Below are 15,276 nucleotides of genomic sequence, written 5' to 3'. Positions count from 1 at the left end.
ACCCCACGCACCAGCCGCCGCGCAGGTGCCGTTTGTCTGACGCGGCCAGCGCCATCGTCGCGCGCGACACCAGCCTGCTGTCGGGCGAACTCCGGCTGGCCGGCCGGCTGGACGCACGCTTCTTCACGCTGCTGCGCGCCGTGCAGGCCTGCGGGTCGCTGCAGAAGGCCGCCCGCGTGGCGGGCTACAGCTACAAGGGGGCGTGGCTGGTGCTGGAGACCGCCGGCAACCTCGCGCGAACGCCGCTGCTGGTGTCGCAAACCGGCGGCCGGCGTGGCGGCGGCTCGGCCCTCACACCCGCTGCCGTCGAGTTGCTCGACGGCTGGCAGCAGATCCAGCAACGCCACCAGCGCTTCCTCGCCGAACAGGACGCGTGGCTGCTTTCCCATTTCCACTTCGTCAACCTGCTCAGGAGTCTCTCGATGAAATCCAGCGCCCGCAACCAGTTCTCCGGCACCGTCACCGACGTGACCGAGGGCCCGGCGACGACACAGGTCACGGTCGACATCGGTCATGGCCACAACATTACCGCCTCGCTCACGGCCACCGCCGCCAAGCGGCTGGGCGTGGCCGTGGGCCAACCGGCGCTCACCCTCGTGAAGTCGTCGGAAGTGGTGCTCGTGTGCGACTTCGCCGGCTACAAGTTGTCGGCGCGCAACCAGCTGGCCGGCACCATCTCGCGGGTGCAAAAAGGCGCCGTGTCGTCGCTCATCGGCGTCACGCTGCCGGGCGGCAGCGTCGTGACCGCCAGCGTCACGAACGACGCGGTCGATGCGTTGGCGCTGGCCGTGGGCCAGCCCGCCACGGCCAGCTTCAAGGCCTATGCCGTGATGCTGGCTGTGCCCGGCTGACGTCACCAGAGCTTGACCAGCTCCACCAGCGCGAGGTGGCGCACATAGCGGGGCCCGGTATGCAGGTCGTGGCGGCTGATCAGCGAGAACGCGCCGCGATGGTCCTGCCCCGCTGCGCCCGGCGCCGCGAAGGCCACCATCACCCCCGCCCCCACCGGGGTGTTGAACAGTTCGTTCCACGAGAACAGCGCGCGGTAGCCCTCCGACGATTCCGCGACGATGGCCACCCGCTTGAAGTCCGTGCGGTGCTCGAACGCCGGCATGGCCTCGTCGATCAGCGGCGCCAGCGGCACGGCCTGCAGCTGCAGCGCGTCGCCGTGGGCGCCGTCGAAGGTGCACACCACCTGGAAATCGACCGGCTGCGCGCCGCGCGACTGCAGCGCCTGAGCATCCAGGCGCAGCGGCTGCCGCACCCAGCCGCCGACGATGAGCCGGGGCGGCTCGATGGCCGGGCCGGGGCAGCGCGGCGCGCTGAGGGCCACAGACGGTGGAACGAGGGAAGTGACGGGCATGGTCGGCTCCTGTCGAAGGCCTGTCGCGGCCGGCCCTCGACGGTCATCACGGGGTGGCCGCTTTGTCGTAATGTCATCAACTACATCACGCAACCAAAGGGATAGCACGCACCATGCCCGACATTGCCATGACCTCGCGATTGAGCGACACCCAGCTGCTTGCGCTGCTGCATGAGGATGTGCCGCACGGCGACCTCACGACCGACGGCCTGCCGCTGGCCGGCGTGAACGCCCGCATGAGCTTTCACGCCCGGGGCGCCCTGCAGCTCAGCGGTATCGGCGAGGCCGCCCGGCTGCTGACGCTGTGCGGTGCGTCGGTCACGCTGTCGGCCATGTCCGGCCAGCCGGTCGCGGCGGGTACCGCCCTGCTGGACGCGCGCGGCTCGGCCCCGGCGCTGCTGCGCGGCTGGAAGGTGGCCCAGACGCTGGTGGAGTATCTCTGCGGCATCGCCGGCGCCACGGCCGCCATCGTGCAGGCGGTGCGCGCCGCCGGCTTCCACTGCCCTGTCGCATGCACGCGCAAGAACCCGCCGGGAACCCGCGCGCTGACGGCGCTCGCGGTGCGCGACGGCGGCGGCATCCTGCATCGGCTGGGCCTGTCCGAGACGCTGTTGGTCTTTCCCGAGCACCGCGCGCTGATGGCCGCACAGGACTGGCCGGGCTGCCTGACGCGGCTGCGCGGGCAGCAGCCCGAGAAGCGCCTCGTTGTCGAGGTGGGCAGCAGCGAGGCGGCGCTGGACGCTGCGGCCGCCGGCGCCGAGGTGCTGCAACTGGAGCGCTTCAGCCCCGCCGAGGTCGCAGACTTGCGCGGCCGCCTGCGCGCGGCCGGCCTGCGGGCCAGCCTGGCGCCGGCCGGCGGTGTGAACCTCGCCAACGCGGTGGACTACGCCCGCGCCGGCGCGGACCTGCTGGTCACCTCCAGCCCCTACGCGGCGCCGCCCGCCGAAGTGCAGGTGCGCCTGCGGCCCGCCTGACCGACCGCCCGGCTGGCACAAAGGCTGCATCCCGAGCCGGTGCGGCCGGTTTCGCGTCCGCAACCCGACAAACCGGCCGTTTCCGATGTATTTGCGCAGCCTCTACGACATCGTCATGGACACCGGCCGCAGCATTGGCGAGCTGACGCGCGAGATGCAGGGCGAGGACGAGCTGTTCGCCTCAACGCTGACGCTGCGGGCCGTGGAGGCGCAGTTGCTCATCATGGCGCACACGCTGGGCAATGTGACGCCGCAACTGCACCAGAAGCTCCATCACGCCGACTGGGTGGGCTGGGCCGCGCTGCACGACAAGCTGCGCCGGGGCGTGCAGCCGCGCCGTGAGGAGATCTGGTACGCCGTCAACGGCCTGGTGCCGCAGACGCTGGCGCTGCTGCAGGAGCTGAGGCGGCGCCAGCCGGTGCTGTTCGAATGGTCACCGGGTTGAGGCGATGAAGACGCTGGCCGACACCGACCTCTGCGGCCTGCTGCGCACCTGCGGCGCGGACGACGCCGCGCCCGCGGCACGCGTCCGGCAGCTCGCCCCGCCGCATGCCGTGCAGCTCGAAACCTCACTGGCGCTGCTGATGGCGCGCGGCGGCATCGTGCGCATGCCGCCGGTGCAGCGCTGGGCGCTGCTCGAAGCCGCGCTGCTGGCGCCCCGCCCCTCGCTGGCCTTCGAGACGCTGCGGCAGCACCGCGTGCTGGCCGTGCTGGTGCCCGAGCTGCCGGCGCTGTTCGGCGTGCCGCAACTGTCCGCTGAACGGGAGTGGCAGGACGTCGGTGAACATCAATGGCGCTTCATCGACGAGACCGCCGCCGCCGCTGCGCCCATCGAGTCGCGCTTCGCCGCGCTCGTCCACAAGCTCGGCAAGGCCGGCACGCCGTCGGAGATCTGGCCCAGCCACTACCGGTACGAGCAGCGCACGCAGGCCGCGCTGGAGGCGCTGGCGCGGCGCGTGGAGCTGCCCGCCGCCGCGCTGGCCTTCGCACGGCTGGCAGTGGACGAGCTCGACCACCTCCACGCCGTGCACGACCTGCGGGCCGGCCCCATTGCCCAACTGCTGCACCGGCTGCTGGCCCGCCGCCAGCCCGAGCGTTTCGAGCAATTGCTGGCGCTGGCCGCCTGCGACTGGGCGGCCTATTGCGGTCGGCGGGACGCGCCCTACCCCAAGGCCGCGCGGCTGCGACTGGCGCTGCAGGCCGCGTCTGCGGTCGACACGCAGGGCCTGGCCGACGACGATGCCTTGCAGGCCCAGGCCCGCGCTATTCACGCGGCATTGCGACCGCGATGAAGGCGGGCTAGGGCTGCCAGGCGGCCCAGCCGCCCACCAGATCGACCACCGTGCCGAAACCGAAATCGCGAAACATCTGCGCATAGGTCTGGCTGGCATTGCCGTGGTAGCAATAGACCAGCACCGGCCGCGACCTCGGCTCGCGCAGCAGCAGCGCCTCGTGGTTGCGGCCGTCCAGGCGCAGGCTGCCCGGCAGGCAGCCGCGCTGGTGCGCTCCGGCGTCCCGCGCGTCCAGCAGCAGCGCGTCGGGATGCGCGGCCAGCCAGGCGGGCAAGTCCCGGGCGAGCAGCCGGCCTGGCGCAGCCGACCTCGGCAAGGTCGCGTCGGCGCTCAAACCGGGCGGTTCTCGTAGATGTTGCGCACCGGGCCCATGGCCTTCACGCCGTCCTCGAAGCTGATGCGCTCGAAGTTGGCGGTGAAGGCCAGCGCCTTGTCGGCCACCGCGTCGGTCTTGCCGGCGGTGTCGAGCTTCTTCAGCTCGTTCTTCTCGATATAGAGCAGCGACAGCAGCTCGTTGTAGACGGTGGACTCGTCGATCGGCAACACGTAGAAGGTCGCGCCGCCGAAATCGACGACGTACTTCTTGCTGATGTCGATGTTGTCGACGAACAGGAAGTACTTGCCCTGCGGGCTCAGCGTCTCGGCAAGCACCTCGGCCAGCAGCTGGATGTACTCGAAGCTCAGCAGGAAGCCGGCGAAGAAGGCGATATGGGCCTCGCCTTCATGCGCGACGGCGATGACCTGGTCGCTGGAGATCTCGGGCGGGCGGGCCTCGTCGGCCACCTTGGCCTGGAACTTCAGCGCCACGTCGCCGCGGAAGCCGACGCGGCCGGGCTTGTGCGTGGCGCCCTTGAGCACGCTGTTCAGCAGCCGGCCCTCCGATTGAAGGCGGGCGAAGGCGGTTTGTTCGAGAGTGGTGGTCACGGTGCGCTCCAGGCGTTGAGAAATTGAAGAGGTGGGTTCAGTCATTGAGGGCGGCGGGCGGGGCCGGTGCGGCCTGGGTGTTGACCAGCGCCTCCGCCACGCGCCGGAAGGCGGCTTCCAGCTCGCTGCGCAGGCCGGCGTCGGTGCAGGTCTCGGCCAGCGCCTGGCGCATACAGGCCATCCAGGCATCGCGCGCAGCGGCGTCGATGGCAAACGGCATGTGGCGCCGCCGCAGCCGAGGGGCGCCGCGCTCGGGCGTGTAGAGGCCGGGGCCGCCCATCCATTCGCTCAGATAGCGGGTGAGCAGCTGGCGGGTGGGGCCGAGGTCGACCTCGTGCATCGCGCGGATGGTGCGCGCCTGCGGCAGTTCATCCATCGCGCGATAGAACGCGTCGACGAGCCGCTGCACGGCGTCCTGGCCGCCGAAGCGGTCGTAGTGCGGGTTGGGCGGGGTCGTCGGCGCGTCCATGCAGCAAGCAGACGCAACGGTCGTACCAGCCTGCACCGCAGGCGCCGACGCCCCAGTGGAAGTGGCGTCAGCGCCAGCGGTGTGCCACCCGCCGCACACCACGATTGCCCCGCGCCGGCACCGGGGTTTGTCGGGTTCCAAACAAAGTCCACGCGGCGATCCGCATCGCCTCAAAACCCCGATGGCGACGGGTTTCTCTCGACAAAACAAGCACTTGGCATCGGCCGGCGGGCATGTGCCGCACGTGGCACGGGCATTGCGTTAGAGCAGTTGCGCGGAACCCATGTCACGCCCCCGGGATGCTCGAAGAAGACCACACCGGCACCGAAGGCTGCATCGAGATCGCGACGACCTTTTGAAGTCTCGTCCCTACCTCTTTCCACCTACTGGAGTACCCAATGGCATCCCTTCGTCAAATCGCCTTCTACGGCAAAGGCGGCATCGGCAAGTCCACCACGTCGCAGAACACGCTGGCTGCACTGACCGAACTGGGTCAGAAGATCCTCATCGTCGGCTGCGACCCCAAGGCCGACTCCACCCGCCTCATCCTGCACGCCAAGGCGCAGGACACCATCCTCTCGCTCGCGGCCGAAGCCGGCTCGGTGGAGGACCTCGAGATCGAGGACGTCATGAAGATTGGCTACAAGGACATCCGTTGCGTGGAGTCCGGTGGCCCGGAACCGGGTGTCGGCTGCGCCGGCCGCGGTGTCATCACCTCGATCAACTTCCTGGAAGAAAACGGCGCCTACGAGGGCGTGGACTACGTCTCCTACGACGTGCTGGGCGACGTGGTGTGCGGCGGCTTCGCCATGCCCATCCGCGAGAACAAGGCGCAGGAGATCTACATCGTCATGTCCGGCGAGATGATGGCCATGTACGCGGCCAACAACATCTCCAAGGGCATTCTGAAGTACGCCAACTCCGGCGGCGTGCGCCTGGGCGGCCTGGTCTGCAACGAGCGCCAGACCGACAAGGAGCTGGAACTGGCCGAGTCGCTGGCCAAGATGCTGGGCAGCAAGCTCATCCACTTCGTGCCGCGCGACAACATCGTGCAGCACGCCGAGCTGCGCCGCATGACGGTCCTCGAATACGCGCCGGAATCCAAGCAGGCCGGCGAGTACCGCCAGCTGGCCCAGAAGATCCACAACAACGCCGGCAACGGCACCATCCCCACGCCCATCACGATGGATCAGCTGGAAGACCTGCTGATGGAGCACGGGATCATGAAGCAGATCGACGAAAGCCAGGTCGGCAAGGCCGCGGCTGAGATGGCGGCCTGATCCGCTCCCGCCCGGGAGGCCCGCTGCCCACGCGGCGGGCCTCCTGCGGACGGTGCAGCGCCTGCCCTGCCCTTTTCTCTCGCACCACGGAGCACCAAATGAGCATCACGGTTGAAGACCGCAAGGCCGCGAACAAGGCCCTGATCGACGAAGTCCTGAAGGCCTATCCCGAGAAGATGGCCAAGCGGCGCGCCAAGCACCTCGGCACCTTCGAAGAAGGCAAGCCCGACTGTGGCGTGAAGTCCAACATCAAGTCCCTGCCCGGTGTGATGACCATCCGTGGCTGCGCCTACGCGGGCTCCAAGGGCGTGGTGTGGGGCCCCATCAAGGACATGATCCACATCTCCCACGGCCCTGTCGGCTGCGGGCAGTACAGCTGGGCCGCGCGCCGCAACTACTACATCGGCACCACCGGCATCGACACCTTCGTGACGATGCAGTTCACCTCCGACTTCCAGGAGAAGGACATCGTCTTCGGTGGCGACAAGAAGCTCGACAAGATCATCGACGAGATCCAGGACTTGTTCCCGCTGAACAAGGGCATCTCCATCCAGAGCGAGTGCCCCATCGGCCTGATCGGCGACGACATCGAGGCCGTCTCCAAGAAGAAGGCCAAGGAGTACGAAGGCCACACCATCGTGCCGGTGCGCTGCGAGGGCTTCCGCGGCGTCAGCCAGTCGCTGGGCCACCACATCGCCAACGACGCCATCCGCGACTGGGTCTTCGAAGGCAAGATCAAGAAGGAACGCGAGTTCGTCGCGACGCCCTACGACGTGGCCATCATTGGCGACTACAACATCGGCGGCGACGCCTGGTCCAGCCGCATCCTGCTGGAGGAGATGGGCCTGCGCGTCATCGCGCAGTGGTCGGGCGACGGCACCATCGCCGAGCTGGAGAACACGCCGCGCGCCAAGCTCAACGTGCTGCACTGCTACCGCTCGATGAACTACATCAGCCGGCACATGGAAGAGAAGTACGGCATTCCCTGGGTGGAGTACAACTTCTTCGGCCCGACGCAGATCGAGAAGAGCCTGCGCGAGATCGCCAGCCACTTCGACGACACCATCAAGGCCAACGCCGAGAAGGTCATTGCCAAGTACCGCCCGCTGGTGGACGCCGTCATCGCCAAGTACAAGCCCCGCCTGCAGGGCAAGACGGTGATGCTCTACGTCGGCGGCCTGCGCCCGCGCCACGTCATCGGCGCCTATGAAGACCTGGGCATGGAAGTCGTCGGCACCGGCTACGAGTTCGGCCATAACGACGACTACCAGCGCACCACGCACTACATCAAGGACTCCACGCTGATCTACGACGACGTGACCGGCTACGAGTTCGAGAAGTTCGTCGACAAGATCAAGCCCGACCTCATCGGCTCCGGCATCAAGGAGAAGTACGTCTTCCAGAAGATGGGCGTGCCCTTCCGCCAGATGCACAGCTGGGACTACAGCGGCCCCTATCACGGCTACGACGGCTTCGCCATCTTCGCCCGTGACATGGACATGGCCATCAGCTCGCCGGTCTGGGGCCTCGCCAAGGCGCCCTGGAAGAAGGCGGCCTGAGCCCCGAAGACGCCTGCGGCGTCGTTCCCCGAGGGGGAGCTGGCCCGCCTGGGGCGGCACGGTGCGAGCCGGCCGCCTGAACCCCGACACCCCTGAAGGAGTAACACCATGCCTCAGAACGCCGACAAGGTCATCGACCACGAGATGCTGTTCCGCGAGCCCGAGTACCAGGAGCTCTTCGTCAACAAGAAGCAGAACTTCGAATACAACCACGCCGACGCCAAGGTCGCCGAGATCCGCGACTGGACGAAGAGCAAGGAGTACAAGGAGAAGAACTTCGCCCGCGACTCTCTCGTCGTAAACCCGGCCAAGGCCTGCCAGCCGCTGGGCGCCGTCTTCGTGGCCAACGGCTTCGCCAAGACCTTGAGCTTCGTGCACGGCTCGCAAGGCTGCGTGGCCTACTACCGCAGCCACTTCAGCCGCCATTTCAAGGAGCCCACCAGCTGCGTGTCGTCGTCGATGACGGAAGACGCGGCCGTGTTCGGCGGCCTGAACAACATGATCGACGGCCTGGCCAACACCTACAACCTCTACAAGCCCGACATGATCGCCGTGTCGACGACCTGCATGGCCGAGGTCATCGGTGACGACCTGAACGCCTTCATCAAGACCTCGAAGGAAAAAGGCAGCGTACCGGCCGAGTTCGACGTGCCGTTCGCCCACACGCCGGCCTTTGTTGGCAGCCACGTGACGGGTTACGACAACGCGCTGCTGGGCATCCTGCAGCACTTCTGGGACGGCAAGGCCGGCACGGCCGAACCGCTCAAGCGCGAGCCGGGCGAGAGCATCAACTTCATCGGTGGCTTCGACGGCTTCGTCGTGGGCAACATGAAGGAGATCCGCCGCATCTTCGACCTGTTCGGCGTGGATGCCACCGTGCTGTGCGACCCGTCCGAGGTCTGGAACACCCCGACCGACGGCGAGTTCCGCATGTATGAGGGCGGCACGACCAAGGCCGATGTCGAGAAGGCGCTCAACGCCAAGGCCACCATCATCTTCCAGGAGTACAGCTGCGAGAAGACGGCCAAGTACATCGCCGAGAAGGGCCAGGAAGTCGTGGTGCTGAACAGCCCCATCGGCGTGGCCGGCACCGATGCATTCATCATGACCATCTCCCGCTTGACCGGCAAGCCGGTGCCCGCGCAGCTCGAAAAGGAGCGCGGCCAGCTCGTCGACGCGATGGCCGACAGCCAGGCTCACCTGCACGGCAAGAAGTACGCGCTGTACGGCGACCCCGACATGATGCTGGGCCTCACGCAGTTCCTGCTGGAGCTGGGCGCCGAGCCCACCCACATCCTCGCCACCAACGGCACCGAGGAGTGGGCGACCAAGGTGCGCGCACTGCTCGAAGCCTCGCCCTACGGCCGCGACGGCAAGGTCTATCCCAAGCGCGACCTCTGGCACATGCGCAGCCTGCTCTACACAGAGCCGGTGGACTTTCTGATCGGCAACACCTACGGCAAGTACCTGGAGCGTGACACCGGCACGCCGCTGATCCGCATGGTGTTCCCGATCTTCGACCGCCACCACTACCACCGCTACCCCATCTGGGGCTACGACGGCGCGATGCGCACGCTGATCATGCTGCTGGACGAGTTCTTCGAGACGCTGGATGCGAACACCATCGTGCCGGCGAAGACCGACTACTCGTACGACATCATCCGCTGAGCGGCTGCGGCTGCCTGCTGCGCGGGCAGCCGCATACCCCTCAGAGGCGGTGCGTTCCTTGCACGACCGCACCGCCTCTTCAGTCCATCGCAGACGCCGTGATCGCAGCGTGCGCCATGGGTTGATGGGAGACGTGCATGAGCGACAGCGTGTTCGTGAAGTGGACCCTCGACGACCGCAAGGTCGAGGTCATCGACGGCTGGGTCTGCCTGGAGGGCGTGCGTGAGGTCGACGAACTCACGGCGCTGGAGGAGCACCCCAACCGCCAGGCCATCCTGCGTGCCCTGCCCGGCGCTTCGCACATGGCCGGCCGCATCGCGCTGACGCTGCCCGAGGCCTCCGTCGCCCAGGCCGCGCTGCGCCGCCACCAGGACACCTTCGACGGCTCGCCGCGCGCCGTGCAGGCCCGCATGCAGCAGGCCGTGTGGCAAAAGGTGTTTGCTGACGGGGCGGACTGATGAGCCCCCGGTCCAAGGAGTACCTTGGCCGCCTGGCAGGCCGCGCTTCGGCTGGCGCCAGCGCCCCTCGGCTGGCACGGCGCGTCCACTGGGCGCACCATGTCCTGCCTCCGCCCCCCGTGGGGGTGGCGATGCTTGCGGCATTCAGCCGCAAGCACATCGCCCACGCGGGCCGGCTTGGGAGCGGCCCGGCGCTCGGCCCGGCATGCGACTCGCCATGATCTACGTCGTCCACCAACCCGAGGCCGGCGAGGCCAAGGCCTGGTTCGCGTTCAATGCGGACGACCTGCTGCGCAAGGTCGCTGCCGACGACGCCTTGCCCGAGCACGCCATCTGGGACCGCGCCAGCCCGCGCGAGCTGCTGGCGCTGTTCGACGCAACGCCCGAGACGCCCGGTGTCGCCGAGCGCTTTCCCGGCATCTGCACGCTGGGCGCCGAGGACGGCTGGGACCGCCCCCGCTACCGCGCCGACTACGTGCAAGACGCCGGCAGCTACGGCGCCGCTCCCGTGCGCCTGGAAGACGCCTGCTACGCCGCGCTGCGCGCCCGCGGCGGGCAGTGGAAGTTCTACGACAACGAGCCACACGCGCTGGCCGCCGTGGACCTGCCCGACCCGCTGTACGACGCCCCCGGCGGCTGGCGCGCGCGCCACGCGCTGCGCCAGCAGCTCATCGCCGTGGAGGCTCTGGCCGATGACCTCTGACGCCATCGCCAGCGCCGACCCCACGGCCCTGGCGCAGGACGACTTCCGCCTGTTCGACCTGCCGCGCCGCCAGGCGCTGGACCGCGCCGACCTCGATGCCCGCTGGCGTGCGCTGCAGGCCGAGGTCCACCCCGACCGTTTCGCCAGTGCCGGCGCCGCTGCCCAGCAACTGGCCCTGCAATGGGCTCTGCGCGTGAACGAGGCCTACCAGCGGCTGAAAGACCCGGTGACCCGCGCCGCCTACCTCTGCAGCCTGCACGGCATCGACGCCGCCACCGACCGCACGCTGCTGCCACGCAGCTTCCTGATGCAGCAGATGGACTGGCGCGAGGCGCTGGACGCCGCACGAAGCGCCGCTGCGCTCGAACGCCTCGCCAGCGAGGTTGCCACCCGCCGCGCCGCCCTGTTGCGCGAACTGGCCGACCACATCGACACCCACCCCAACTGGCCTGCCGCCGCCGGCTGCGTGCAGGCGCTGATGTTCATCGCGAGGTTCGCCGCCGACCTGGATGCGCGGCTGGACGCGTGAGGGCAGGCTTGTGGGCACGCTGCCGGTATGGCGACGCGACGGTCCAGGAGGGATGCGCGGGGCTTGGGCCAGAGGTAGCTCCGAACCGGGTGCTGCCGGTCATAGAACCTTTGCCAACCCACGCAAACTGCCGCCAAGCAGCCTCTGGATATAGCGGCTTTGAGCTCGAAAGTCAGCTATGCGCACCGCAAGCTCCTAGCTTGTCTTATTGGGGGATGACAACTACCGCAGCTTGGACAGCCCCCCGGCAAGTCGGCACAAGACCTGGAGTTGACCCGCAACCTTATCGAAAGCATCGATGCTGCGCTCAGCTCGGCACATCACGATGGCCCCCTCCACGCCGGCGATGATCAACGTTGCCAGCCCAGCGGCACCCTCGCTCGTATGACCGTGCGTCTGTAGCGCGGTGGCGAGGAGTGTTTTCCACTGCTCAAACACTTCGGCAGCGGCCGACAAGATCCCGACTGCCTCGCCATCGATCGGCTCCTCGACTGCCGCAGCCATGATCGGGCACCCGATTCGAAAGTCCGATCGCAGCAGGCTCTGGCGCCATAGCGCGAGAAAGCCTTGGAGCCCCGGCTCAAGGCCGCCACGCAAGTGCTCTTCCAACTGCCGCTGCACTCGTGCACCGGCCATGGCTACAGCTTCGCAGACGACCTGTTGCTTTCCACCCGGAAAGTGGTGGTACGTCGAGCCTAAAGGCGCCTCCGCACGTTTGGCCATTTCTCGAATGCTGGTGGCATTCAGGCCATGCTGCGCAAGCATCTCGGCAGCAGCACCCACCACACGTTGACGGCTGTCTGAGAGACGACTGCTCACCTGCTCACCCTTGCTATAACAGTTGTCATAGTTTACTCTCCGGGAATTATGACAGTCGTCATAGACCAAGGAGAGACATGACCATTGAGCCGACTGCAACCGAACTGGTCGCCAGCGACGGCTACGTGCTGCGCGGATATCGCTACACGCCCGAGAGCGCGCCGGTCGCCCGGCTGGTGGTAGCGGGTGCCACGGCCGTGCCCCAAGGGTTCTATCGACGCTTCGCCGAACATGCAGCCAGACGCGGATTCGAAACGCTGACTATTGATTACCGCGGCATCGGCCGTTCCCGACATGGGCCCCTCAAAGGCTTCCGGATGGACTTGCTGGATTGGGGCCGCCTAGACCTGGCCGCCGCAGTCGAAGCCATGGTCGACGATGACCTGCCGCTATTCCTGGTCGGTCACTCATTTGGCGGCCATGCCTTCGGTCTGCTGCCCAACCACGAGCGGGTGGCGGGCTGCTATGTGTTCGGCACCGGGGCAGGTTGGCACGGCTACATGCCACTGTTTGAACGCCTGCGCGTGCTGACCATGTGGAACCTTGTTCTGCCCGCGCTGACGTGGTGGAAGGGCTATTGCCCCTGGAAGATGCTAGGCATGGGTGAGGATCTCCCCATCGACGTCTTCCGCCAGTGGCGACACTGGTGCACGTTTCCGCGTTATTTTTTCGACGATCCTGCGATGCGCGGGATCGAGCACGGCTACGCAAACGTGCGCACGCCGATCGTTGCAGTCAATTCACTCGACGATCTATGGGCCACGCCTGCGTCGCGCGACGCCTTTGTGCAGAGCTATACCAACGCACCTCTGACTCGCAGGGACCTACACCCGGCGCCGAGCGGCAGCAAGATCGGGCATATGGGCTATTTCCGCCAACCTGCGGAGGCGCACTGGAACGAGGCCTTGGAATGGTTCGCCGGCCTCACCCGCACGGCAGCAGTACCTGCATGAAAGCGCCCTCGTCCTGGCTCGCGCCGCTTCGTTGGCTGCTGTGGGCGACATTCGCAAGCAGCATCCTGCATTACGTGGACAACGTGCTGATGTTCGAGCAGTACCCCGAACCGCCATGGATCAACCGACACATCGTTGATGCCTTCTGGTGGCTGATGACACCGCTGGCCTGGTTCGGCTACCGCCTGATGCGCAATGGTGCGCTGCGAGCCGGCACGGTAATGCTGCTCCTCTATGCCGCGTGCAATCTGCTCACCCTCGGACACTATCGCTACGCCCCGATGGACGAAATCTCACCTCGCATCCACGCGTTCATCGGACTTGAGGCAGTGCTGGCCATGGCGTTGATCACCCTCCTGTTCATGCTTTGTGCAACGAGGAACACTCGCAAGGCGCCGTCGCCACCGTTGGACGAAAAATCGCGGAGCGCGCTGATCGCCGCCAACATCGCCATGCTGTTGGCCATCACCATCCACGACGCGGACCACATCCGCCAAGCCTCCGAGTGGTGCTACACCATCACTACCACCTTGTGGATCATCAACGTCGCGGTCTACCTCCCGAGTGCGGGCGCACTGACGCTGAGCTTGCGCGGTAGCCGCTTTGCCGCATGGGCGACGTCGACTGGCGCCTTGTTGATCGCCATCCTGTTCGCCAAGGTGCATCTCTGGAAGCCTACGTTCAATGCCTGGGGTATTTGGAACAAGTCCTTCATCGAATTGGGTGCCGACTGGATCAGTTGGGCGATTCTGACCCTGCTGGTGCTGGTGGGCATCGCCGCGGCCATGACGGGCACCTGGGCGATGGGACGTCTCAGCCCAATACAGAAGGTTGATGCGCGATGAGCCTCTACCGCGCACCGACGTCGCGCAAGACCGATGCCGATGGGGCGCTGCGGGCGCATCCCGAGGACCCGCACAAGCTGGCCTTCGACGCCGGTTCACGCGCGCAGTGTCGGACGCACGGTGGCAGTTTGGTGATCACCGTCATCGCTGACGACAGCCGAGTGCCAGGCATGGTCACACGCCACATGGCTGCGAGCAGCGCTACGCCGCCGATGCCCCTGTCGGTCCGGCGATCAAGCGGCTCGCGCAGGTCGTGGATTGCGATGCGCTCTCCAAGACGTCGCCACAAGTGCATTCCCCTGCAAGCCCTGGAGCCCGTCGAAGGCCCCAGACCACCCATCCACCGCTCCTAACATGACCATCATCACCGTCACCACGCCAGAAGGGCGCCTCTCCGAGTCACAACGGCGGCAACTCGCCCAATCGCTGACCGACGCAGTGCTGGTGCCCGAGGTCGGCCAACTCGCACCACCAGCTCGTATCGGATTTCAAGTTCATTTCGCCGAACGCATGCGCGACTGCATGGCGATTGGTGGGCGCCTGCTGTCCGACCTGCCGCAGGCGCCCGATGTTGCGACCATCGACATTTGCGTCATGGATGCCTCCTGGCCTCCGGCAGTGCGCAAACAAGTCACCGAGAACGTACTCGCGGCCATGTCCCAGGCCTGTGGCCTGACCGAGCCGTCGCCGGCCTGGTGGACCACCTTTCGCACGATCGATGAAGGCAGTTGGGGTTCGCGCGGCGGCGTGCTGTCCATCATCGACCTGCTGTCCAGCGGCGTCTTCACTGTCGATCGCATCGCGGAAATCCGCGCCGCACTGGGCTGAAATCGATCCAGAGCCTATCGGCGACCGCCTAGCGCAGATACTTCGCGTGGCCGGCCCCCACCAACCTGCAACACCGATGAACACGTCGATCTCGCCGTTCAACGTGATATCCACTTTGGCTTTGCGGGCCCACTCGGGCTTGCGCGGCGCTACTCAGCATGCCACCGCGGGCAGTCGAGTCGGGACAGTTTCACTGGGGGCATGCAGGCCCTCGAACTGCATGTAGCGCCGGGCTTGACTCCAGTCGTCGTTCTGCTCGAGCATCATGCGCCGACCAGCAGGGTCATGGCGCTGTCGTTGGGGAGGATGTCCACGACGCTGGTCCTGCGCTTGATCTCCGCGTTGGGCCGCCCCAGCGGGTTGGTGCTGTAGATCTGCGGCCATGGCGCCTGCGGGTAGCCCGTCGAGGCCAGCACGTCGTTCGCCGCCTCGTTCATCATGGCGCAGAGATTGCGCAGCTTCTCGCGGAACTGTTCCGCCACCGCTGTGACACGGAACGGCGCCCAACTCGACAGCCCTTCCGGCTCGCCCACTGCCAACCGCCCGCGCCTCCATGAATGGCGGCAACCAGCCGGTTGGCTTTGTCGCAAACCCGCCAATCCCCGCGCCAAA

General features: G+C 67.0%; 19 protein-coding genes. 13 read left to right on the top strand and 6 right to left on the bottom strand.

The annotated features are described in order from the left end of the window. Positions 1-32 precede the first annotated feature (32 nt). A complete protein-coding gene (locus ACG00X_RS02750; RefSeq protein WP_394486405.1) occupies positions 33-851 on the top strand; it encodes a TOBE domain-containing protein in 819 nt (272 codons plus the stop codon). 2 nt (positions 852-853) lie between these two features. Here ACG00X_RS02750 and ACG00X_RS02745 read toward each other — a convergent pair whose 3' ends face one another. Beyond that, positions 854-1,363: a hypothetical protein gene (locus tag ACG00X_RS02745; RefSeq protein WP_394486404.1), complete on the bottom strand. Its 510-nt coding sequence runs from the start codon at positions 1,361-1,363 to the stop codon at positions 854-856. A gap of 113 nt (positions 1,364-1,476) precedes the next feature. Here ACG00X_RS02745 and modD point away from each other — a divergent pair, with 113 nt between their 5' ends. From modD to ACG00X_RS02730, 3 genes are all read left to right on the top strand, one after another. Further along, positions 1,477-2,337 carry a ModD protein gene (modD, locus tag ACG00X_RS02740; protein ID WP_394486403.1) on the top strand — a complete coding sequence of 287 codons (861 nt, stop codon included), beginning with the start codon at positions 1,477-1,479 and terminating at the stop codon, positions 2,335-2,337. 85 nt (positions 2,338-2,422) lie between these two features. Next, entirely contained in the window at positions 2,423-2,782 is a 360-nt protein-coding gene (locus ACG00X_RS02735; RefSeq protein ID WP_394486402.1) for a hypothetical protein, read from the top strand. Positions 2,783-2,786: 4 nt separating this feature from the next. After that, the gene (locus ACG00X_RS02730; RefSeq protein ID WP_394486401.1) at positions 2,787-3,629 is read left to right on the top strand and encodes a hypothetical protein; all 843 of its coding nucleotides are present in this window, start codon (positions 2,787-2,789) and stop codon (positions 3,627-3,629) included. A gap of 7 nt (positions 3,630-3,636) precedes the next feature. Here ACG00X_RS02730 and ACG00X_RS02725 read toward each other — a convergent pair whose 3' ends face one another. The 3 genes from ACG00X_RS02725 to ACG00X_RS02715 are packed head-to-tail and all read right to left on the bottom strand — an operon-like array spanning position 3,637 to position 5,022. Next, positions 3,637-3,963 carry a rhodanese-like domain-containing protein gene (locus ACG00X_RS02725; RefSeq protein WP_394486400.1) on the bottom strand — a complete coding sequence of 109 codons (327 nt, stop codon included), beginning with the start codon at positions 3,961-3,963 and terminating at the stop codon, positions 3,637-3,639. Further along, a complete protein-coding gene (locus tag ACG00X_RS02720) occupies positions 3,960-4,598 on the bottom strand; it encodes a hypothetical protein (RefSeq protein WP_394486399.1) in 639 nt (212 codons plus the stop codon). Before ACG00X_RS02720 ends, ACG00X_RS02725 begins: the two co-directional genes overlap by 4 nt. Further along, a complete protein-coding gene (locus tag ACG00X_RS02715; RefSeq protein ID WP_394486398.1) occupies positions 4,591-5,022 on the bottom strand; it encodes a group II truncated hemoglobin in 432 nt (143 codons plus the stop codon). Before ACG00X_RS02715 ends, ACG00X_RS02720 begins: the two co-directional genes overlap by 8 nt. 398 nt (positions 5,023-5,420) lie before the next feature. Here ACG00X_RS02715 and nifH point away from each other — a divergent pair, with 398 nt between their 5' ends. The 6 genes from nifH (at position 5,421) to hscB (ending at position 11,219) form a co-directional block, all read left to right on the top strand. Then, complete coding sequence (nifH, locus tag ACG00X_RS02710; RefSeq protein WP_394486397.1) at positions 5,421-6,302, top strand: nitrogenase iron protein; 882 nt, start codon at positions 5,421-5,423, stop codon at positions 6,300-6,302. 98 nt (positions 6,303-6,400) lie between these two features. Then, positions 6,401-7,861, top strand: coding sequence for a nitrogenase molybdenum-iron protein alpha chain (nifD, locus tag ACG00X_RS02705; protein ID WP_394486396.1), 1,461 nt, complete (start codon positions 6,401-6,403; stop codon positions 7,859-7,861). Positions 7,862-7,969: 108 nt separating this feature from the next. Next, complete coding sequence (gene nifK, locus ACG00X_RS02700; protein WP_394486395.1) at positions 7,970-9,529, top strand: nitrogenase molybdenum-iron protein subunit beta; 1,560 nt, start codon at positions 7,970-7,972, stop codon at positions 9,527-9,529. Between the two features lie 137 nt (positions 9,530-9,666). Further along, a complete protein-coding gene (locus tag ACG00X_RS02695; protein ID WP_394486394.1) occupies positions 9,667-9,987 on the top strand; it encodes a hypothetical protein in 321 nt (106 codons plus the stop codon). A gap of 217 nt (positions 9,988-10,204) precedes the next feature. After that, the gene (locus tag ACG00X_RS02690; RefSeq protein ID WP_394486393.1) at positions 10,205-10,690 is read left to right on the top strand and encodes a hypothetical protein; all 486 of its coding nucleotides are present in this window, start codon (positions 10,205-10,207) and stop codon (positions 10,688-10,690) included. Then, positions 10,680-11,219 (top strand): Fe-S protein assembly co-chaperone HscB, encoded by a 540-nt coding sequence (gene hscB, locus ACG00X_RS02685; protein ID WP_394486392.1) that lies wholly within the window; start codon positions 10,680-10,682, stop codon positions 11,217-11,219. Before ACG00X_RS02690 ends, hscB begins: the two co-directional genes overlap by 11 nt. Before the next feature lie 222 nt (positions 11,220-11,441). Here the strand turns inward: hscB and ACG00X_RS02680 are convergent, their stop codons facing one another. Further along, positions 11,442-12,038, bottom strand: a complete 597-nt coding sequence (locus ACG00X_RS02680; RefSeq protein ID WP_394486391.1) for a TetR/AcrR family transcriptional regulator — start codon at positions 12,036-12,038, stop codon at positions 11,442-11,444. A gap of 77 nt (positions 12,039-12,115) precedes the next feature. Between ACG00X_RS02680 and ACG00X_RS02675 the strand changes: the two genes are divergently transcribed. The 3 genes from ACG00X_RS02675 to ACG00X_RS02665 all read left to right on the top strand — a co-directional run bounded on the left by ACG00X_RS02675 (position 12,116) and on the right by ACG00X_RS02665 (position 14,664). Further along, positions 12,116-12,991 (top strand): alpha/beta hydrolase family protein, encoded by an 876-nt coding sequence (locus ACG00X_RS02675; protein WP_394486390.1) that lies wholly within the window; start codon positions 12,116-12,118, stop codon positions 12,989-12,991. After that, a complete protein-coding gene (locus tag ACG00X_RS02670; protein ID WP_394486389.1) occupies positions 12,988-13,836 on the top strand; it encodes a hypothetical protein in 849 nt (282 codons plus the stop codon). The genes ACG00X_RS02675 and ACG00X_RS02670 overlap by 4 nt, the downstream gene beginning before the upstream one ends. A 354-nt stretch (positions 13,837-14,190) precedes the next feature. After that, entirely contained in the window at positions 14,191-14,664 is a 474-nt protein-coding gene (locus ACG00X_RS02665; protein WP_394486388.1) for a tautomerase family protein, read from the top strand. Between the two features lie 263 nt (positions 14,665-14,927). On the opposite strand, the gene ACG00X_RS02660 is transcribed toward ACG00X_RS02665, so the two are convergent. Then, positions 14,928-15,146: a transposase gene (locus ACG00X_RS02660; protein ID WP_394486387.1), complete on the bottom strand. Its 219-nt coding sequence runs from the start codon at positions 15,144-15,146 to the stop codon at positions 14,928-14,930. Positions 15,147-15,276 lie beyond the last annotated feature (130 nt).

It is taken from the genome of Pelomonas nitida (genome assembly GCF_043555975.1).
Lineage (GTDB): Bacteria > Pseudomonadota > Gammaproteobacteria > Burkholderiales > Burkholderiaceae_C > Pelomonas > Pelomonas nitida.
This window is presented reverse-complemented; position numbering and strand designations above follow the sequence as displayed.